This window comes from Pusillimonas caeni (assembly GCF_003545815.1).
In the GTDB taxonomy this organism is placed as follows: domain Bacteria; phylum Pseudomonadota; class Gammaproteobacteria; order Burkholderiales; family Burkholderiaceae_B; genus Pusillimonas; species Pusillimonas caeni.
In genome coordinates this window covers 1-15609 of record NZ_PDUW01000009.1, presented here as the reverse complement: position 1 = coordinate 15609, position 15609 = coordinate 1, and the positions used below count along the sequence as shown (strand labels likewise).

The window sequence follows — 15609 nt, the reverse complement described above, 5'->3', positions numbered from 1 at the left end:
CGTTGCGCCGTCCAGGGGCCTATCTGAAGTGTTCATGCTTGCATCCTTGTCGTGATTCCATGTGGTGCCGATGTTCGCAATCGACCTTCGTACAGCGTCCATAAAGGACGAGGGTGTGATCCCCGAGCTCGAATCCCAGTCGCTTTGCGACGCGGCGTTGGTGTGCTTCGATGACCTCGTCGTGAAATTCCTCTACCCAGCCGCACTCTGTGCAGACCAGATGATCGTGGTGGGAGCCATCATCCAGTTCGTACATCGCCTTGCCGGCATCAAAACGTGCGAGCCTTAGCAAACCGGCCTGCTGAAGCTGGGCGAGGACGCGGTATACCGTTGCCAGGCCCACTTCGATATTCCTGCTCAGCAGTTGGCGGTAGACGTCTTCGGGCGAGAGATGGCGCGGCATCGCCTGTTCGAAGACTTCCAGAATCCTGAGCCGCGGCAGTGTCGCTTTCAGCCCGGCGCGCTTCAAATCACTGGACTCGCTCATTCGACTCTCCAGGTAATGATGGTTTTGTCTCCAAAAACTCGATGGGTTGGCCAAGGGGCCGGCCGACCAACACCTCATGCGTCCCTTGACGGCCATACCGAAGAGACGGGCTGGCCCCGCGCTGCTCAGATCGACCAGTCGGTCAGGCTGAGCCGGCGGGCGTGCATGCGTTTCTACAGGGTTCATCGTCATATTGTTCATAGGGCGTCCACCACCTCGGGATTCGCGCGCATGCCGCCTGTTGCGCCGGCGGCGACTCGCAAGACCGCTTCGATCACGGCGTCCGGCGTCGCCTTGTTCTTACCGGCGATATCAAGCGCGCTGCCATGCCCGACCGATGCAAACAGAATGGGCGTGCCAATGGTCAGGCCCGCGATCCGGTTGGTGGCCAGCAGCTTGGCGGCCAAATGGCCCTGGTCGTGGTACATCACCACGAAGGCGTCGTATCCGGGCTTCTTGAACAGCGTGTCGACACCGAAAGGGCCGTCGACGTCGATGCCCTGTGATCGCGCCGTCGCCAGCGCCGGCTCGATGATGCGGGCTTCCTCAAAACCGAACAGCCCGCCTTCGCTCGCATGCGGATTGATGCCGGCAACGGCGATGCGAGGGGAACGGCCATCGTGAGACAACACGGCATGGGTGGCCGAGATCACGCGCAGCACACGCGCTTCGGTAACGAGATCCAGGGCTTCGCGCAGGCTTACGTGCAGCGTGGCATGAACGATCCGAACGGCATCGAAGCACATCATCAGATAGGCATCTTCGACCGGGACGCCGGTACAACGCGCCACAAACGACGGATAGCCATCGAACTCGATGCCCGCGGCGTGAATGGCGGACTCGGTCTGCGGGCAGGCGACCACCGCGCCGACCTGTCCGGCCAGCGCCGCCTCAATGGCGGCACGCGCGGCATCGACGGCGGCCCGACCGTGCGCTGCCGTGATCAGTCCCAACTGCAGCGGTTCGGTTGAGAAATGGTCACGATGCAGAATGGTCACCTGATCAGTGCCTGGGGCGACGTCCTCGGCGGCGGATTCGACCGGATCGATCCGAACGTCGATTCCACACAGCCCGGCATGCCGCGCCACCGCGCTTCGGTCACCGACCAAGAGCGGCCGGCACACCGCCAGGACGCGAGGATCGAGCGCGGCTTTTAACGCGATTTCGGGACCGATGCCGGCCGGATCGCCCAGCGTGATGGCCAACTTGGGCAGGCTCGTAACACCTCCATCACGGCCGGAGTTGTTTCTGTTGATCATGCTTGGAGTCCCTCTTGTCGGTATGAATGCTGCATAGTCATGTCCGCTTCAGAGCGTGCACCTCGCGGCAGCCTGCCTCCGCGATCCGGATCGGCAAGTCCATGTCCTGCATTCCCACTCATTGCAAGGCGCTCAGTTTGGGCGAGCGTTCGGTAAGTGAAACGTCGGGAAGGCGGTCAGTACGGTATCCAATTTATGCTCGATACCACCTAGAATGCGGGTTGACGTTCGGGCCACGCTTCAAAGGGCGTCGGCCACTGCTGCCAGGCATCCGGACCCAGGCCCATTTCCTCGTCGGTCAGCAGACAGGCGTCAAGCCCTGCGCACAGCGCGCTCTCGTCCATATCCATGCCGATCAGCACGAGCTCCTGGCGAGCATCGCCTACGTTCTCATCCCATTTGGCGCGGATCAGGCGGACGGTTTCCGGATCCTGCGGCCAGCGCTCCGGCGGCATGGCCGCCCACCAGTAGCCGGCCGGACCGTGACGCACCACGGCACCCGCCTGCGACCAGGAGCCCGCCATCGTCGGGTGGCTGGCCAGCCAGTAAAAGCCCTTGGAACGGACCACGCCCGGCCATTCGTCTTGCAACAACGCTTGGAAACGCTGTGGATGGAAGGGCCGGCGCGCCCGGTAGACGAAGCTGCGGATGCCGTACTCCTCGGTTTCGGGGGTGTGGGTGCCGCGCAGCTCCTGCAGCCACCCTGGTGCCTTGGACGCTTCCTGGAAATCGAACAGGCCCGTGGCCAGCACACGATCCAGCGGTACTTTGCCGAATTCGGCGACTTCAATCCGTGCCCGGGGGTTCAGTTTGTGCAGAATCGCCATCAACCGTTCGCGTTCCTGCTCATTGATAAGATCCACCTTGTTGAGCACGAGGACGTCGCAAAACTCGATTTGCTCGATCAGTAGGTCTACCACGGTGCGCTCGTCTTCTTCGCCCATCGACTCGCCACGTTCCTGCAGGCTGTCGCGCGAACCATAGTCGCGCAGGAAGTTGTAGGCATCGACGACCGTTACCATGGTGTCCAGGCGGGCGACCTCGCCCAAACTGCGGCCGTCCTCGCCTTCGAAGGTGAAGGTTTCCGCCACCGGCAGAGGTTCGGAAATGCCGGTGGATTCGATGACGAGCTGGTCGAACCGGCCTTCTTTGGCCAAGCGGTCCACTTCGAGCAGAAGATCCTCGCGCAGCGTGCAGCAGATGCAGCCGTTGCTCATCTCCACCAGCTTCTCGTCGGTGCGGGACAGTTCGGCGCCGCCCTCGCGCACCAGCGCGGCGTCGATGTTGACCTCGCTCATGTCGTTGACGATGACCGCCACGCGGCGGCCCTCGCGATTGTTGAGGATGTGGTTGAGCAGGGTTGTCTTGCCGGCTCCAAGAAAGCCGGACAAGACGGTGACGGGCAAGCGCGGATCAAGGTGGGAAGCTGCTGAATTCATGGTTCGATATCTCGTGTCATAAAAAAGGATCTGCCGGCGTCCATGCGCGTCAACCGTGTCCTGCCTGCTCGATGGCGCAGCATGCGGAGCACTTGCCATGCACCTCGATGACAGCATGGCGGAAGCGCACGATAGACCTGGGTCGCTCCGCTGAATCCGACACGCTCCAGCAAGGCATAGGCGCCCAGCGGTCCGTTGGCCCGCGCAGCGCCTGCAGTATCCGCCGCTGATTGCCTGTCAGCTCTGCTTGCCTGTTCATGTTGTGCCCGTATCAGCGTAGGGTTCATGGACTACAAATCGTTATGTTATAACATAACTTTATTGGATAAAGAATGGCGCTGGTAATGGTCGCCAAAGTAGGAAGCGAAATGCCATGATTCCCCAGTCGTATGAGCAATGGCGCCACTGCATCATTGTCGAATGCGGTATTGCGCTCACCTCGCAGTATGTGGAACAGCGCTTGAGCGTCTGGCGCAACGAGGCGCTGGAGGAAACCCAGCGGTTTCGCCGCCGGTATGGCGATCGCCACTGGCGGGCGGTGCAGGAATGGTTCGAGCGCGCATCGCGTGAACTGGCCGACACGTGACCATTGCCACTGGAGAATCGAATATGTCTATGGCAAGCACCCAGGACCACTTCGACGTGATCGTGATTGGCGGCAGCTATGCCGGCCAGGCGGCGGCCATGCAGCTCGCCCGCGCGAGGCGGCGCGTGCTGGTGATCGATGCCGGCGTCCGTCGCAACCGCTTTGCGGCGACGTCGCACGGCCTTCTGGGCCAGGATGGACGGTCGCCGGACGCGATCGCTGCGGTTGGCCGTGAGCAGGTTCAAGCCTATCCAACGGTTCAGTGGCTTGAAGGCACGGCAGCTCTTGCACGACGGACGGAAGATGTGTTCGCCGTGCAGGACGACCAAGGCCGGGATTTCCATGCGCGGGGTTTGGTTCTTGCCTTGGGCGTAGTCGACGATCTGCCGGAAATCGATGGTCTGTCGGACAGATGGGGCCGGAGCATATTTCATTGCCCGTACTGCCACGGTTATGAGTTGGCGCAGGGCCGCATCGGCGTGATCGGCGTCGGCGACGTTTCATTGCATCAGGCGATGATGCTGCCCGACTGGGGAAGGGTGACGCTGCTCATCAATGGCAGCGTTATTCCTGATGAGGCCCAGCGGGGCGATCTGCAGCGTCGTGGCGTGATCCTCGAACCCACGGCCATTCGGCGCATCACTGAAGCGGCGACGGTTGAACTTGTGGACGCCAGGCTTCTCGCGTTCGATGGCTTGTTTGTCGCTAGCCGAACGCGTGTGGCCAGCCCGATCGCCGAGCAACTGGGGTGCGCCATGGAGGAGGGACCAATCGGTCGGTACATTCGGACGAACGAATTCAAGGAAACGTCTGTGCCGGGGGTGTTTGCTTGCGGCGATGCCGCGCGCATGGCCGGCAGCGTGTCGTTTGCCATTGGCGATGGCGCGCAGGCGGGCACGGCGGCCCACCAGATGCTGATCTTCCGCTAATCCCGTTCAATCGTGCTGGTACAGCGCCCGAGAGCGCTCATGGCCAGCCAGTTTCCTGGATACTTGCGCGATGTCGAGGCGCCATGATCTAAGCCATCCGCCATTTCTTCGCGCAGGGCACGGTGGATTTAGGCCGCTGCGCAATTCGATCCGTATCGGCATCTGCGGATTGTGCCTTCTTCCGGCGGAAGCGAGACTTCCCATAAGACCGGATCAAGGAGGCGACCATGCAGCAAGCCCACCCGCGCCAGCGCGGCCAAGGCATGACCGAATACATCATCATCGTGGCCCTGGTCGCGGTGGCGGCCATCGCGGTGTATCAATTGTTCGGCCAGGTCGTGCGTTCTCAGACCGCGGCCATGGCGCGCGAACTGGCAGGCGAAGACGGCTCCGCGCAGAGCCAGGCGGCGCAGGCCGCATCTGAAGCGGCGGCCGGGCAAACCGCCGCCAAAAGCCTGAAGTCGTTCACCGGCAACGCCGGCGCCGGTCAATGAACCCGCATCCGCAAGGCGGCCAGGCCCTGGTCTGGGGCATGTTGCTCGCCGCCGTCGCCTCCCTGGTGCTGGTGCGCTACTTTGCCACGGGGCAGATGGTGGCGGCCAAGGCGCGCCAGCTTCACGGCCTCGATGCCGCCGCGTACAGCGGCGCTCTGGTCCAGGCGCGCGCCTTGAACATGCTGGCCTTCCTCAACCGTTCCCAGGTGGGGCATCAGGTGGCCATGGCCCACCTCGTCACTTTGGGCACCTGGGCGTTTCTGGGCGGCGCCGAATCCCGCCAGGCCACGATAGGCAATCCACCCGTCTATCTGATCGCCATGCTGTTCGGCGCGGCGCATGGGTCCGCCTATGCGGCCGCCATGGGTGCGGGCGGACTCGAATCGCTGGCGCAAACCCCGGGGCAGCTGGCGGCGGCCCATGCCGCGCACGACAGGCTTGTTCATCAGGTGCTGGGCGCGGTCCAGCACGACATCGTCGACGATCTGCCGCAGGCCCGCCACGAAGCGATGACGCAAGTGCTGGGGCGTCACTACCCCGGCGAGCCGTCCGTGCTGGAGATCGAGCACGACGACTGGCCCGGCGCCGTCCGGCTGCATGCCGGACGCAGGCACTTGGCGTCGTTTGCGCGCGATGCGGCCGGGCATTATGGTTTTCTATCACCCCGCAACCATACCGCGCGCAATCCCTGGCCGGTGCAGGCGCGTTGTCCCGCTCGCCGGCATGAGCTTCGTCGCCGAGGGCAGACCCAACTCGACGACTCGGGCGTGTGGCAGTCCATCGATACGCAATCCTTCCATGCCTTGCGCTCCAATCGCTGGATAGGCTGCTACTTCCGCGAATACGCCATGGGCTGGGGCTGGATTCCCACCGCTGGCCGGCAGCGTACAGACTCTCCCCATGTCGAGAACCCTCCGGACGATTTCTCCGCTCAGGATTTCTGGCGCTGGGTGCGGGAAGCCACCGATTGGGACATCTTCTCGGGCGATGCCAATCCGCTGGCCAATTCCCGCGCGGTCGCGGCTCGGCCGCAATGGCAGTCGTCGGGCCTGCCCGACTATTTCGACGTGGCGGGGGAGGGCTCCGCACCCCGCCTGGGCTTCGGTGTACTGCTGCGCCGCCAAGGGCCGGAAGACATTTCCATCATCACACGCAGCGCGGCCGAAACCTTCTTTTCCCGTCCTCACGGCAGGCCCGACGGCTATTTCGAGCGGCCGAATCTCTTTCATCCCTTCTGGCAGGCCCGGCTGCGCTCCGGCGATTTTTCATCTTCTCCGGGGGCGCCATGACGATCCCACCCTTTATCGCGCCGCCGGCAGCTGGGAAATCGCCAAGGCTTTGCTTGGCGCCGCGAGGCCGGCAAGCGTATGCGGGGCAAGCGCTGGCCGAGGCTTTGGTCGTTTTCTCGGCATTGCTGCTGGTATGGGCGGCGATCGCCTGGCTCGGGCGCTTTCAGGACGTGGCCTTGCAGGCCTCGCATGCCAGCCGCTATCTGGCCTTCGCCGAGGCGCGCGGCGCGCCCGTATCGGTCGAGGCGGCTCGACGGCACTTCTTCGGCATGCCGCTTCATCGCTGGGCAGACCGGAAGGGCCGGCTGCTCTTCAGCGCCGAGGGCGACGAGGTCCGTCTGGATGTCGAGCGCGGGCCGCAACTTGACGACATGGCCCAGGCCGGCCAAGGCGAACCTTACGCGCGGACGCTGCGCCAACAATGGCATGTGGCCGATGCAGGCATCGTCGATGCGCGCATTACGGTCGAATTTCCTTTTGCGCCGGACCAAGCCGGAAGTGTGGCGAGGGGCTTCATGTCGGGACTGCGCGACTTCGATCAGGCCTATCCCAAGTTGACGCGCCATACGTCCATCGCGACGGGCGCCGGCCATGCATCGGACGACGCCGCCGCGCAGCGGCGCGTGGCGGACTCGGCCCTGGCCTGGGGCGATGCGGCGCAGCGCTCTTATGGCCTTGGCCAGCACATTCGTTCCTCGATGAGTCCCGTCGATGCCGGCTGGCGCCGCCCCGGCCCCACGTCCGACTGGCTCAGCGCCTGGGCGGGCCAGGTCCCTCAACGGCATCGCTTCATGGGAAATCAGCCATGAGTCTTTACTTTGCAGGAGGTCGACCGTGAACCATCGTTCCCACGCCATGCTTCCATATCGCCGATTCTGGGCTGTCGGCGCAAACGTCCGTTCTGCGCTGCGCCGGCCCGCCTGCATTCTGGCCGCGGCACTGTGCCTTCTCGCGCCGTCCCCGGCGTCTGCGTCCATCCCGGGCGGCATGTCTTTTCCACATGCCTCGGCGCCGGTCTTCAACTGGGCTGAACCGATGGAAGTGCAGTTATCCGGCGTGCCGGTCATCGTACGCGGTTTCGTGGCGACGCTAAGCCTCGAGCAGGCGGCCAAGGCCATGGCGCGCCACGAGAATCGATTCCAGAGAGTCACCACCCTGCCGGGCTCTATCCTGTTGTCGGGCGTTCACGCGGGGCGCCATTGGGTCGCGCAGATCGAGGCGGCGCAAGGACGGGTCAGGGGCATGGTCTCGGCGCTTCCCCTGGACCTTGCCGCTGCGCCGCGCGGGCCCGGGCCGGGTTTCCTGGCGCCCTGGCTGACGCAGAATGCGCGCTTGGTGTTCAGCCAGTCGTCATCGGCAAGAGGGCAAACCGAGGTGCAAAGCATTCACATACCCAGTCGTTCCCTCGATGGCTTCATGGACGATCTCAACCGGCGGATGGCCGAGACGGGATGGCGGCGCGCAGGCGTGCACAGCTGGACGGCAGGCGCCGCGGGCAAGCGGCCAGGCAGTCGACGGGTCGACGTGTTCCCGGTGCCCGCTTCGGGCGGCGGCCGGGATGCCGTCCTGGTCAGTGAGCTCCAATGAGGCCCCAGGGTCCGTCAACGCTAAAAGGACTAGCCATGCGACTGCCTTTCGATCGACGGTCCGGCATCATGCTGGGCATTGCCCTGGGAGCGGGGCTGCTTGCCGTATGGGCGGCCCGCCAGCACATCCAGGGCCGCATCCTCCAGATCGAAGCCGAGGGCAGGGTGCCCACCGTGCAGCGGGTCGTGGCGGCATACGACCTGCCGGCCGGCATTCGCCTCGGCAGCGATCATCTGGCGGTGCGCAGCTTTCCGGCTGGGCTGGCGGCCAGCGACAGCATTGCGCCCGAATCTTACGGGATGCTCGAGGGGCGACTTCTGAAAACACCGCTTCGCGCAGGCGATGCCGTCCTGGCGGCCCATGCCGCTTCCGACAGAAGCCAGCCTTTTTCGGCCCGGCTGGGCGAGGGCCGCCGCGCCATCACCATGCCTATCGACGCCATCAATTCCGCTTCAGGGCTGCTCGAACCCGGCGATCTCATCGACTTGTACGTCTCCTTCGACCATCAGCACAAGCGCATTACCGCCCCGTTGCTGCAAGGCGTGCTGGTGCTCGCCACGGGCGTGGCCACCGATGGCGCCGAACAGGGCGGGGCGTTCGGCTATTCGACGGTCACCCTCGACACCGCGCCCGAAGACGCCATCAAGCTCGTGGCGGCGCGGCAGGGAGGCACCATCACAGCGTTGCTGCGACGCTCGGACGATGCCCTGTCGACGCAGCGCGCTTCACGGGGAGACCTGGCCAGCCTGCTTGGTGTCGTCCAGGCGCCTGCCGGGCCGCCGACGCCTCTGCGGGCGCCGGTCATTTATGGAGACAAGCCGGTGGACCGGCTGGCTGAACTGCGTCCATCCACCGAGGCGCCGCCCGCCGCGGGCATGTTCGATCTGCCCCAGGCTCCGGAACTGGTCAGTGCCTGGCTGAACGCCCGGCACGAGGCCGGCCTGCTCGGATCTGACCTGTTCGAAGCGGGCCCGGCCGCTGACAACCCATAGGCCCCGCCATGTCGCCTGTTTTCTGCCGCTTTCTGATGAATGCCTGCGGGCCGCTGCGCCGGCCAAGCGGTGCGCTGCTTCTTGCGCTGGCTTGTCTGTCGGCTATACCGGCGCGGGCCGCGACGGATCAGCTTCTGAGCCTGCAGGTGGGCGAGCTGCGTGTGCTGGCGGTGCCGGACGTGGCGAGAGTGGCGGTGGGAGACGGGCAGGTGGTCAATGCCGTCACGACCGAAGAGAAAGAGGTCATTGTCTTTGCCAGGCGCGAGGGCTCGACGGTGTTGCAGGTATGGTCCGAGGACGGGACGCGCCGCCGTTTCGACGTCGAAGTCGCTCCCGAAGGGGCGCGTCGTGTGCAGCAGGAATTGCGTGCCGTGCTCGAGCGCATTCCCAATGCGCGCATCTCCAACGTCGGCGACAAGCTCATTGTCGAGGGCGACGACCTGTCCGACGCCGACCGCGAGCGCCTGGCCCAGCTCGGCCAGCGCTATCCGCAATTGGTCGACTTCACCGGCCAGATCGGGTGGGACCGCATGGTGCTGCTCGACGTTCAGGTGGTCGAGGTGCCCCGCAGCCAGTTGCAGGAGCTGGGCGTGCGATGGAACAGCGAAAGCGACGGCGGCGTGGTGGCCGGCCTGGCCTGGGACGCCGGTACGCGGCGCTGGGACGAGCGGCCCGGCTCGGCCGGCCAGCCTTCGCCCATGCCCATCCCCGGCCCGGCCGCCTCCATGGCCGGCTACTTCGGGGTGAATGCGTTGCTGTCGGCCCGGATCAACGCCATGGCGCAGACCGGCACCGCCGTGGTGCTGGCCCAGCCCCAGTTGCTGGCGCGCAGCGGAGCGACGGCCGAGTTCCTTGCCGGCGGAGAAGTCCCTTATTCAACCGTGGACGCCAACGGCAATACCAATACGGCGTTCAAGCCTTACGGCGTGTCTTTGCGCATTACTCCCCAGATCGAACGCAACGGCGCCGTGCGTTCCCACATCGAAGTCGAGGTCAGCTCCATCGACAGCGCATTGTCCGTGCCCAATGGGCCGTCGCTCAAGACGCGGCGGGCTTCGACGGAATTCAATGTCAGGTCCGGGCAGACGCTGGTGATGGCGGGCTTTCTGTCGCGCGACGAGTCGCGCAACGTCAGCAAGGTGCCGGGCTTGGGAGACGTGCCGGTGCTGGGACGCTTGTTCAGTTCGACGCGCTTTCAACATAGCGAGACCGAACTGGCCATATTCGTCACGCCCATCGTCGTGGGGGCCGACCATCCCGACCTTCAGGCCCGCGTGGCCAGGGGTCGCGAAATCCTGCGTTCCACCTTCAGCGCGCCCGAGGCCTTGAACGTTCCGATCCGTTCTCTCGACGACCTGCCCGCGCCGATCACAGGCGATGGCGGCTGGAGCCCTTACTTCGGCCCGGGGTCGCAATGGGCTGGCGGCAGCCGGGACGTCGAAGGTACGGGGCATTCCCCGGCGCCGGCTCAGCAGCCCGCCGGCGGACAAGGCGCAGTCCGAAGCGGAGTCAACGTCCAAGCCTATCAGGAGTGAATCCCATGCTGGAACTGGAACTCAGGTTCGAGGATGGCACCGTCGAGCAACGCAGCGTGTCGCTGCCGGTGGACATCGGGCGCTCTCCGCGCTGCGGGCTGCAGATCGCGGCGTGGCGGGTCGGCAAGCGGCATGCATGCATCGAGCAGGGCTCGGACGGAGTGTTCATCGACGATCTGGGCACATTGAGCGGTACGCTGGTCAATGGCCGGCGCATCACGCATCATGGGCCTTTGCTGGCCGGCGATGAAATCCTGGTGGGGCCTTGCCTGATACGGGTGCGCCGCTGCGCGGTCGACGATGCGCCCATGCCTCGCACAGGGCGGGGCGACGACGAAGCGCCATCCGACAAAACCGGGCGAACGCCTCAAGATGACTCCCCCGGCATGGACAACGGCGAGTCAACGGCGTGCGAGGCGAAGCCAAGGCCGCATGCTCTTGGCAAAGCCAGTCGGTGCGTCGACGATGCCGCCGCGACGGCCTTGGCCCAGCGCCTGCAGCATCGCCGAAGGTTGCACAGGGCGCTGCTCAAGGCGCTGGATCTGCGCCGCCGCGATGTCGTGACGCTGAGCGACTCGGCCCTGCGCGACGAAGCGCGCCAGGTGCTGACAGCCATCATCGATGATGACGCCGCGCTGCCCGCGGCCATCGATCGCGAATCATTGCTGGCCGAAGTGGTGGATGAAGCCATCGGCCTGGGTCCCCTGGAGCCATTATTGGCCGACCCGGCCATCACCGAGATCATGGTCAATCGGCACGATGAGATATTCGTCGAAACGGCGGGCCGGCTTCGGCGCCATGCGTCCGGATTCAGCAGCGAGCAGGCGGTGCTGGGCGTCATAGAGCGCATCGTGTCGCCCCTGGGCCGGCGCATAGACGAAAGCTCACCCATGGTCGACGCGCGCCTTCGGGACGGCTCGCGGGTCAATGCGGTGATTCCGCCCATTGCGCTGCGCGGGGCCAGCCTGACGATACGCAAGTTTCCGGTCCAGCGGCCCGGTATGGACGATCTGCTGCGGGTCGGCGCTCTGGACGCGGCCATGCGCGACTTCCTGGTGGCCTGCGTAAGGCATCGCAAGAACATCGTGGTCTCCGGAGGCACGGGCTCGGGCAAGACGACACTGCTCAACGTGCTTTCCAATTGCATACCCGAGGCGGAGCGCATCGTCACCATCGAGGACGCGGCCGAACTCAAGCTCGAGCACGACCACCTCGTGACGCTGGAGGCGCGGCCGCCCAATCTGGAGGGGCGGGGCGCCATAGAGATACGCGACCTGGTGCGCAACGCGCTGCGCATGCGGCCCGACCGCATCGTGGTGGGCGAGTGCCGCGGCGGCGAGGCGTTCGACATGCTGGCGGCGATGAATACCGGCCACGAGGGCTCGCTGACCACGCTGCACGCCAACAGCCCCCGCGACGCGCTTGCCCGTCTCGAGACCATGATACTCATGGCGGGCATGGACCTGCCGCTGGCCGCCGTGCGCGAGCACATCAGCGCCAGCATCGACCTGATCGTTCAGCAGGTGCGTGCCGGCGACGGCCGGCGCTATATCGATTCCATCGTCGAGGTAAGCGGCATCGAAAGCGGCCGTATCCAGTTGCAGCCCTTGTTCAACTACGAGGCCGGGCCTCCGGCGGTGTTCGCCGGCTGCGGGGTCGTGCCCGACTTCATGGCGCGCGAGCGCGGACGATTCGAGGGCCTGGATGCATCGCTGTTCACGCAGCGCTGTGTCATTGCCCAGGCAGCGGCAAGCTTCCGGCCGGCCTCGGCCGCCGCGCACGGCGGGTTCGAGACGGACCATGCGGCGACCGGCGACGGGCGCCATGTTGATGGCGATATCGGCATGGAAGCTGCCGACAAGCGCTTCAATGGTGTGCGCCCATGATTTTCATTTTCCTTGCCAGCGTCCTGGTTGCGGGGGTGGCGGCCGCCTGGCTGATGCAGCGCTGGCTGCCGCATGGCTTTGTCCAGTACCGCGACGCCTTCACGCGCACGGCACAGAACCGGCTGGGGGAGTTCTTTCTGTTCCTGGATCCGGCCAGCTTATGGCAGGCGAATCTTCTGGTCTGCGCCGCAGTCTTCATCGTCATCACGGTGCTCAGCGCGTCGCCGGGGCTGGCCCTGGCGGCCGCGGCCGTCATGCTGGCGGCTCCCCGCTGGGCGCTGGTTTATTTGCGCAAGCGGCGCCAGACCCGTTTCGACGAGCAACTGCCCGATCTCCTGTTGGCGCTTTCGGGCGCATTGCGGGCCGGTTCGGGCGTGCAGGCCGCCCTGCGCCACATCGTTCCCCAGGCGCCGGTGCCGCTTTCACAGGAGTTCGGCCTGGTGCTGCGCGAGCAGCGCATGGGCGTGTCGTTTGAACAGGCTTTATCCAATCTTTATGCGCGCATGCCCAGCGAAGGCGCGGGACTGGTCGTCTCCTCATTGAAAATCGCCCTGCACAACGGCGGCAATCTGGCCGAGACGCTGGAACGCATCGCCGCGACGCTGCGGTCGCGCATACAACTGCACGCGCGCGTCGGCGCACTCACATCCCAGGGCCGGCTGCAGGCCTGGATCATGGCCTGCCTGCCGCTGGCGCTGGCTTTGGTGCTCGACCGCCTCGATCCGCAGACCATGGCCCTGCTATGGCATACGCCCGCCGGTTGGGCGGTGCTGGCGATCGTGGGCGTGCTCGAGCTCGTCGGCGTCCTGCTTATACGCCGCATCGTCGACATACAAGTGTAGGGGGCGCGATGCTGTTCTGGTTGAGCTGTGTGTTGGCGGGCCTGTCGCTGCATTGCCTGGCATGGGTGGCGATGAGGCCCGTCGGTCGAGCCCGTCCTGCTCCCGATCACGTCCGGCATCTTCTGCTGCGTCTCGCCTGGCCCTGGCTCGACGTCCTGGCAACGGCTTTGGGGCCATGGCTTTCCTGGCGCGCCAGAAGCGCCGCCGGCAAGCTTATCCAACAGGCGGGGCTGGATACAGCCTGGCGGCCCGAGCACGTCGCCGCGATCCAACTGATGTCGGGCTTGCTCGTGGCCGCCGCCATCGCCGGCGGCATGGTGATGCTCTCTTTCGAGTCGGGCCGGCTGGCGGCTCCAGCCCTGGGCGCGGGCTTGGCGGCGTGGATGCCCTGGCATACGCTGGCACGCCGGGGCGTCCAACGGCGGCGCCTCATGCAAAAAGAGTTTCCTTTTCTGCTGGACATGGCCACCTTGTGCGTCGAGGCCGGCCTGAGCCTGCAGGGCGCCTTGCAGGAGGCGGCTCGACATGGTCCTCCCGGGCCCTTGCGCGACGAACTGCGGCGCAGCCTGGCCGACATGCGGGCCGGCGTGGTGCGTCATGAGGCGTTGCAGCAATTGGCCGGGCGCACCGGCCTGAACGCCGTGCAGCAATTGGTCACGGCGCTGGGACAGGCCGATCAGTTGGGCATGAGCCTGGGCCCCTTGCTGCGAGCGCAGTCGGAGCAGCGGCGCAGCGAGCGCTTTCTGCGAGCCGAGAAACTGGCGCTGGAGGCGCCGGTGAAGATGCTGTTTCCTCTGGTGTGCTGCATATTTCCCTGCACCTTTCTGATCATCGGCTTTCCGATAGCCGTCAAGCTGCTGGAGGCCATGTAGTCATGGCTCGTCTTTCTTTCGGCTTCTTCAGACAATGGGTGGCAAGAAGGTATAAGGGCGGCGACGCTCACTCTGAGTACGGTTCCGGAAGCGAAGCGCCGGTCGGCGCCACCGGTCGCTGCGGCAGACGCGCCGTACATCACTATTTCGGTCGCCGGCATGGGTCGGTTCCGCCGTTGCGACTCCGGCTTGCGGCATCTTTCTGGAGGCGCGCCGCGGGGCTTTTCCTGTTGCGCGATATGGGGCCGCACGAGGGCTTATGGCTTCGGCCCTGTAGCGCCGTCCATACGTTCGGCATGCGGCGGGCCATCGATGTCGTCTTCATGGACAGGCGGGGGCGCATATTGAAGACAGTGCATGCTCTGCGCCCAAATCGCGCGGCTTGGTGTGCGAGGGCGTATTCGGTCGTGGAATTGCCGGCCTTCTATTGCCGCAGGCATGGCCGCTACGATGCGGCATTGCGGCGAGCCATGCGGGCCGGCCGTTGATAGAATAGGACTGTACGCCGGCATGGGCCGGCGGTGTCTGTTTCATATCGCGCCATGAACAAAGCTTTTGTCAAAGAGTCGGACAACGACGACGATGACGACCTGGCCCCCGAGGCGGCTCCCTTGCCGCCGGGCACCAAGAACTACATCACCACCCAGGGCTATGCGCGGCTGCGCGCCGAGCTCGAGCAGCTCATGAACGAAGAGCGGCCGTCCGTGGTGCAGGTCGTTTCATGGGCGGCGTCCAATGGCGATCGCTCGGAAAACGGCGATTATCTCTATGGCAAGAAGCGCCTGCGCGAAATCGACCGCCGCATCCGGTTCCTGACCAAGCGGCTGGAAATGGCCGAGGTGGTCGATCCTTCCTTGCAGCCCAATAAAGACCAGGTCTTTTTCGGCGCCACGGTGGTTTATTCGGACAAGGCGGGCGAAGAGTTCCGCGTCACCATCGTCGGCGTGGACGAGGCCGAGCCGCTGCAGGGACGCATCAGCTGGATCTCGCCGGTGGCGCGGGCGCTGACCAAGGCGCGCGAGGGCGACACCGTGGTGCTGCGTACGCCTGCGGGTGTCGATGAACTGGACATACTCGAGGTTCATTATCCGGAAGCGGGTGGGCAGGGCGGGGTCTAGGTCTAGCGCTTTGCATGGTGGCTTCGCCTGACATGTCCTGTCGGGGCGGTTTGAGGGGCGGCTACGGTAGAGCGGTCGTTACGTCATCGGGCTCTCTCTTATTGTGACGGTTTTGTTGAGTAATGAGATGGTCAGCCCGCCCCTCGGCGAGGGCGGGTACGCTGTAGGGGGATTTCCCCCTGGAGATAAGGAGACCATCATGGCGACGATCAAGCTGATAGGCATTGACCTGGGTAAGCGCTGTTTTCATCTTCACGGTCAAGATGAGAGCGGCCGGCAAGTACTGCGCAAGAA

The 15609-nt window shown here is 65.1% G+C and carries 16 protein-coding genes; 13 read left to right on the top strand and 3 right to left on the bottom strand.

Annotated features, from left to right (window positions below; all coding sequences use genetic code 11):
* Positions 1 to 19 precede the first annotated feature (19 nt).
* From fur to zigA, 3 genes are all read right to left on the bottom strand, one after another.
* On the bottom strand, positions 20 to 487 hold the full coding sequence (gene fur, locus CSC67_RS17415; RefSeq protein ID WP_118995730.1) for a ferric iron uptake transcriptional regulator: 468 nt from the start codon (positions 485 to 487) through the stop codon (positions 20 to 22).
* A gap of 197 nt (positions 488 to 684) precedes the next feature.
* Positions 685 to 1746 (bottom strand): PdxA family dehydrogenase, encoded by a 1062-nt coding sequence (locus CSC67_RS17410; RefSeq protein WP_118995729.1) that lies wholly within the window; start codon positions 1744 to 1746, stop codon positions 685 to 687.
* Positions 1747 to 1955: 209 nt separating this feature from the next.
* On the bottom strand, positions 1956 to 3185 hold the full coding sequence (gene zigA, locus CSC67_RS17405) for a zinc metallochaperone GTPase ZigA (protein ID WP_118995728.1): 1230 nt from the start codon (positions 3183 to 3185) through the stop codon (positions 1956 to 1958).
* Between the two features lie 373 nt (positions 3186 to 3558).
* On the opposite strand from zigA, the gene CSC67_RS17400 reads away from it, so the two are divergent.
* The 13 genes from CSC67_RS17400 to greB all read left to right on the top strand — a co-directional run bounded on the left by CSC67_RS17400 (position 3559) and on the right by greB (position 15315).
* Positions 3559 to 3771: a hypothetical protein gene (locus CSC67_RS17400; RefSeq protein WP_118995727.1), complete on the top strand. Its 213-nt coding sequence runs from the start codon at positions 3559 to 3561 to the stop codon at positions 3769 to 3771.
* A 23-nt stretch (positions 3772 to 3794) separates the two neighbouring features.
* A complete protein-coding gene (locus tag CSC67_RS17395) occupies positions 3795 to 4700 on the top strand; it encodes an NAD(P)/FAD-dependent oxidoreductase (RefSeq protein ID WP_118995726.1) in 906 nt (301 codons plus the stop codon).
* 227 nt (positions 4701 to 4927) lie between these two features.
* Entirely contained in the window at positions 4928 to 5194 is a 267-nt protein-coding gene (locus CSC67_RS17390) for a hypothetical protein (protein WP_118995725.1), read from the top strand.
* Positions 5191 to 6483: a hypothetical protein gene (locus tag CSC67_RS17385; RefSeq protein ID WP_118995724.1), complete on the top strand. Its 1293-nt coding sequence runs from the start codon at positions 5191 to 5193 to the stop codon at positions 6481 to 6483. Before CSC67_RS17390 ends, CSC67_RS17385 begins: the two co-directional genes overlap by 4 nt.
* Positions 6484 to 6536: 53 nt before the next feature.
* On the top strand, positions 6537 to 7292 hold the full coding sequence (locus tag CSC67_RS17380; RefSeq protein ID WP_118995723.1) for a hypothetical protein: 756 nt from the start codon (positions 6537 to 6539) through the stop codon (positions 7290 to 7292).
* A gap of 25 nt (positions 7293 to 7317) precedes the next feature.
* A complete protein-coding gene (locus CSC67_RS17375; RefSeq protein ID WP_135227476.1) occupies positions 7318 to 8070 on the top strand; it encodes a hypothetical protein in 753 nt (250 codons plus the stop codon).
* A 35-nt stretch (positions 8071 to 8105) separates the two neighbouring features.
* Positions 8106 to 9062 (top strand): Flp pilus assembly protein CpaB, encoded by a 957-nt coding sequence (cpaB, locus tag CSC67_RS17370; protein WP_118995721.1) that lies wholly within the window; start codon positions 8106 to 8108, stop codon positions 9060 to 9062.
* A gap of 8 nt (positions 9063 to 9070) precedes the next feature.
* Complete coding sequence (locus CSC67_RS17365; RefSeq protein ID WP_245220275.1) at positions 9071 to 10597, top strand: type II and III secretion system protein family protein; 1527 nt, start codon at positions 9071 to 9073, stop codon at positions 10595 to 10597.
* Positions 10598 to 10602: 5 nt separating this feature from the next.
* A complete protein-coding gene (locus CSC67_RS17360) occupies positions 10603 to 12483 on the top strand; it encodes a TadA family conjugal transfer-associated ATPase (RefSeq protein WP_118995720.1) in 1881 nt (626 codons plus the stop codon).
* On the top strand, positions 12480 to 13325 hold the full coding sequence (locus CSC67_RS17355; protein WP_118995719.1) for a type II secretion system F family protein: 846 nt from the start codon (positions 12480 to 12482) through the stop codon (positions 13323 to 13325). Before CSC67_RS17360 ends, CSC67_RS17355 begins: the two co-directional genes overlap by 4 nt.
* Before the next feature lie 8 nt (positions 13326 to 13333).
* The gene (locus CSC67_RS17350) at positions 13334 to 14197 is read left to right on the top strand and encodes a type II secretion system F family protein (protein ID WP_118995718.1); all 864 of its coding nucleotides are present in this window, start codon (positions 13334 to 13336) and stop codon (positions 14195 to 14197) included.
* Between the two features lie 2 nt (positions 14198 to 14199).
* Positions 14200 to 14685, top strand: a complete 486-nt coding sequence (locus tag CSC67_RS21685; RefSeq protein WP_118995717.1) for a DUF192 domain-containing protein — start codon at positions 14200 to 14202, stop codon at positions 14683 to 14685.
* A 54-nt stretch (positions 14686 to 14739) separates the two neighbouring features.
* Positions 14740 to 15315 (top strand): transcription elongation factor GreB, encoded by a 576-nt coding sequence (greB, locus tag CSC67_RS17340; RefSeq protein ID WP_118995716.1) that lies wholly within the window; start codon positions 14740 to 14742, stop codon positions 15313 to 15315.
* The last annotated feature ends 294 nt before the right edge of the window (positions 15316 to 15609 follow it).

Bases quoted from the DNA above. Each gene is read 5' to 3' on its own strand.
- fur (WP_118995730.1), bottom strand. From the start codon at position 487: ATGAGCGAGTCCAGTGATTTGAAGCGCGCCGGGCTGAAAGCGACACTG.
- CSC67_RS17410 (WP_118995729.1), bottom strand. From the start codon at position 1,746: ATGATCAACAGAAACAACTCCGGCCGTGATGGAGGTGTTACGAGCCTG.
- zigA (WP_118995728.1), bottom strand. From the start codon at position 3,185: ATGAATTCAGCAGCTTCCCACCTTGATCCGCGCTTGCCCGTCACCGTC.
- CSC67_RS17400 (WP_118995727.1), top strand. From the start codon at position 3,559: ATGATTCCCCAGTCGTATGAGCAATGGCGCCACTGCATCATTGTCGAA.
- CSC67_RS17395 (WP_118995726.1), top strand. From the start codon at position 3,795: ATGTCTATGGCAAGCACCCAGGACCACTTCGACGTGATCGTGATTGGC.
- CSC67_RS17390 (WP_118995725.1), top strand. From the start codon at position 4,928: ATGCAGCAAGCCCACCCGCGCCAGCGCGGCCAAGGCATGACCGAATAC.
- CSC67_RS17385 (WP_118995724.1), top strand. From the start codon at position 5,191: ATGAACCCGCATCCGCAAGGCGGCCAGGCCCTGGTCTGGGGCATGTTG.
- cpaB (WP_118995721.1), top strand. From the start codon at position 8,106: ATGCGACTGCCTTTCGATCGACGGTCCGGCATCATGCTGGGCATTGCC.
- CSC67_RS17365 (WP_245220275.1), top strand. From the start codon at position 9,071: ATGTCGCCTGTTTTCTGCCGCTTTCTGATGAATGCCTGCGGGCCGCTG.
- CSC67_RS17360 (WP_118995720.1), top strand. From the start codon at position 10,603: ATGCTGGAACTGGAACTCAGGTTCGAGGATGGCACCGTCGAGCAACGC.
- CSC67_RS17355 (WP_118995719.1), top strand. From the start codon at position 12,480: ATGATTTTCATTTTCCTTGCCAGCGTCCTGGTTGCGGGGGTGGCGGCC.
- CSC67_RS17350 (WP_118995718.1), top strand. From the start codon at position 13,334: ATGCTGTTCTGGTTGAGCTGTGTGTTGGCGGGCCTGTCGCTGCATTGC.
- CSC67_RS21685 (WP_118995717.1), top strand. From the start codon at position 14,200: ATGGCTCGTCTTTCTTTCGGCTTCTTCAGACAATGGGTGGCAAGAAGG.
- greB (WP_118995716.1), top strand. From the start codon at position 14,740: ATGAACAAAGCTTTTGTCAAAGAGTCGGACAACGACGACGATGACGAC.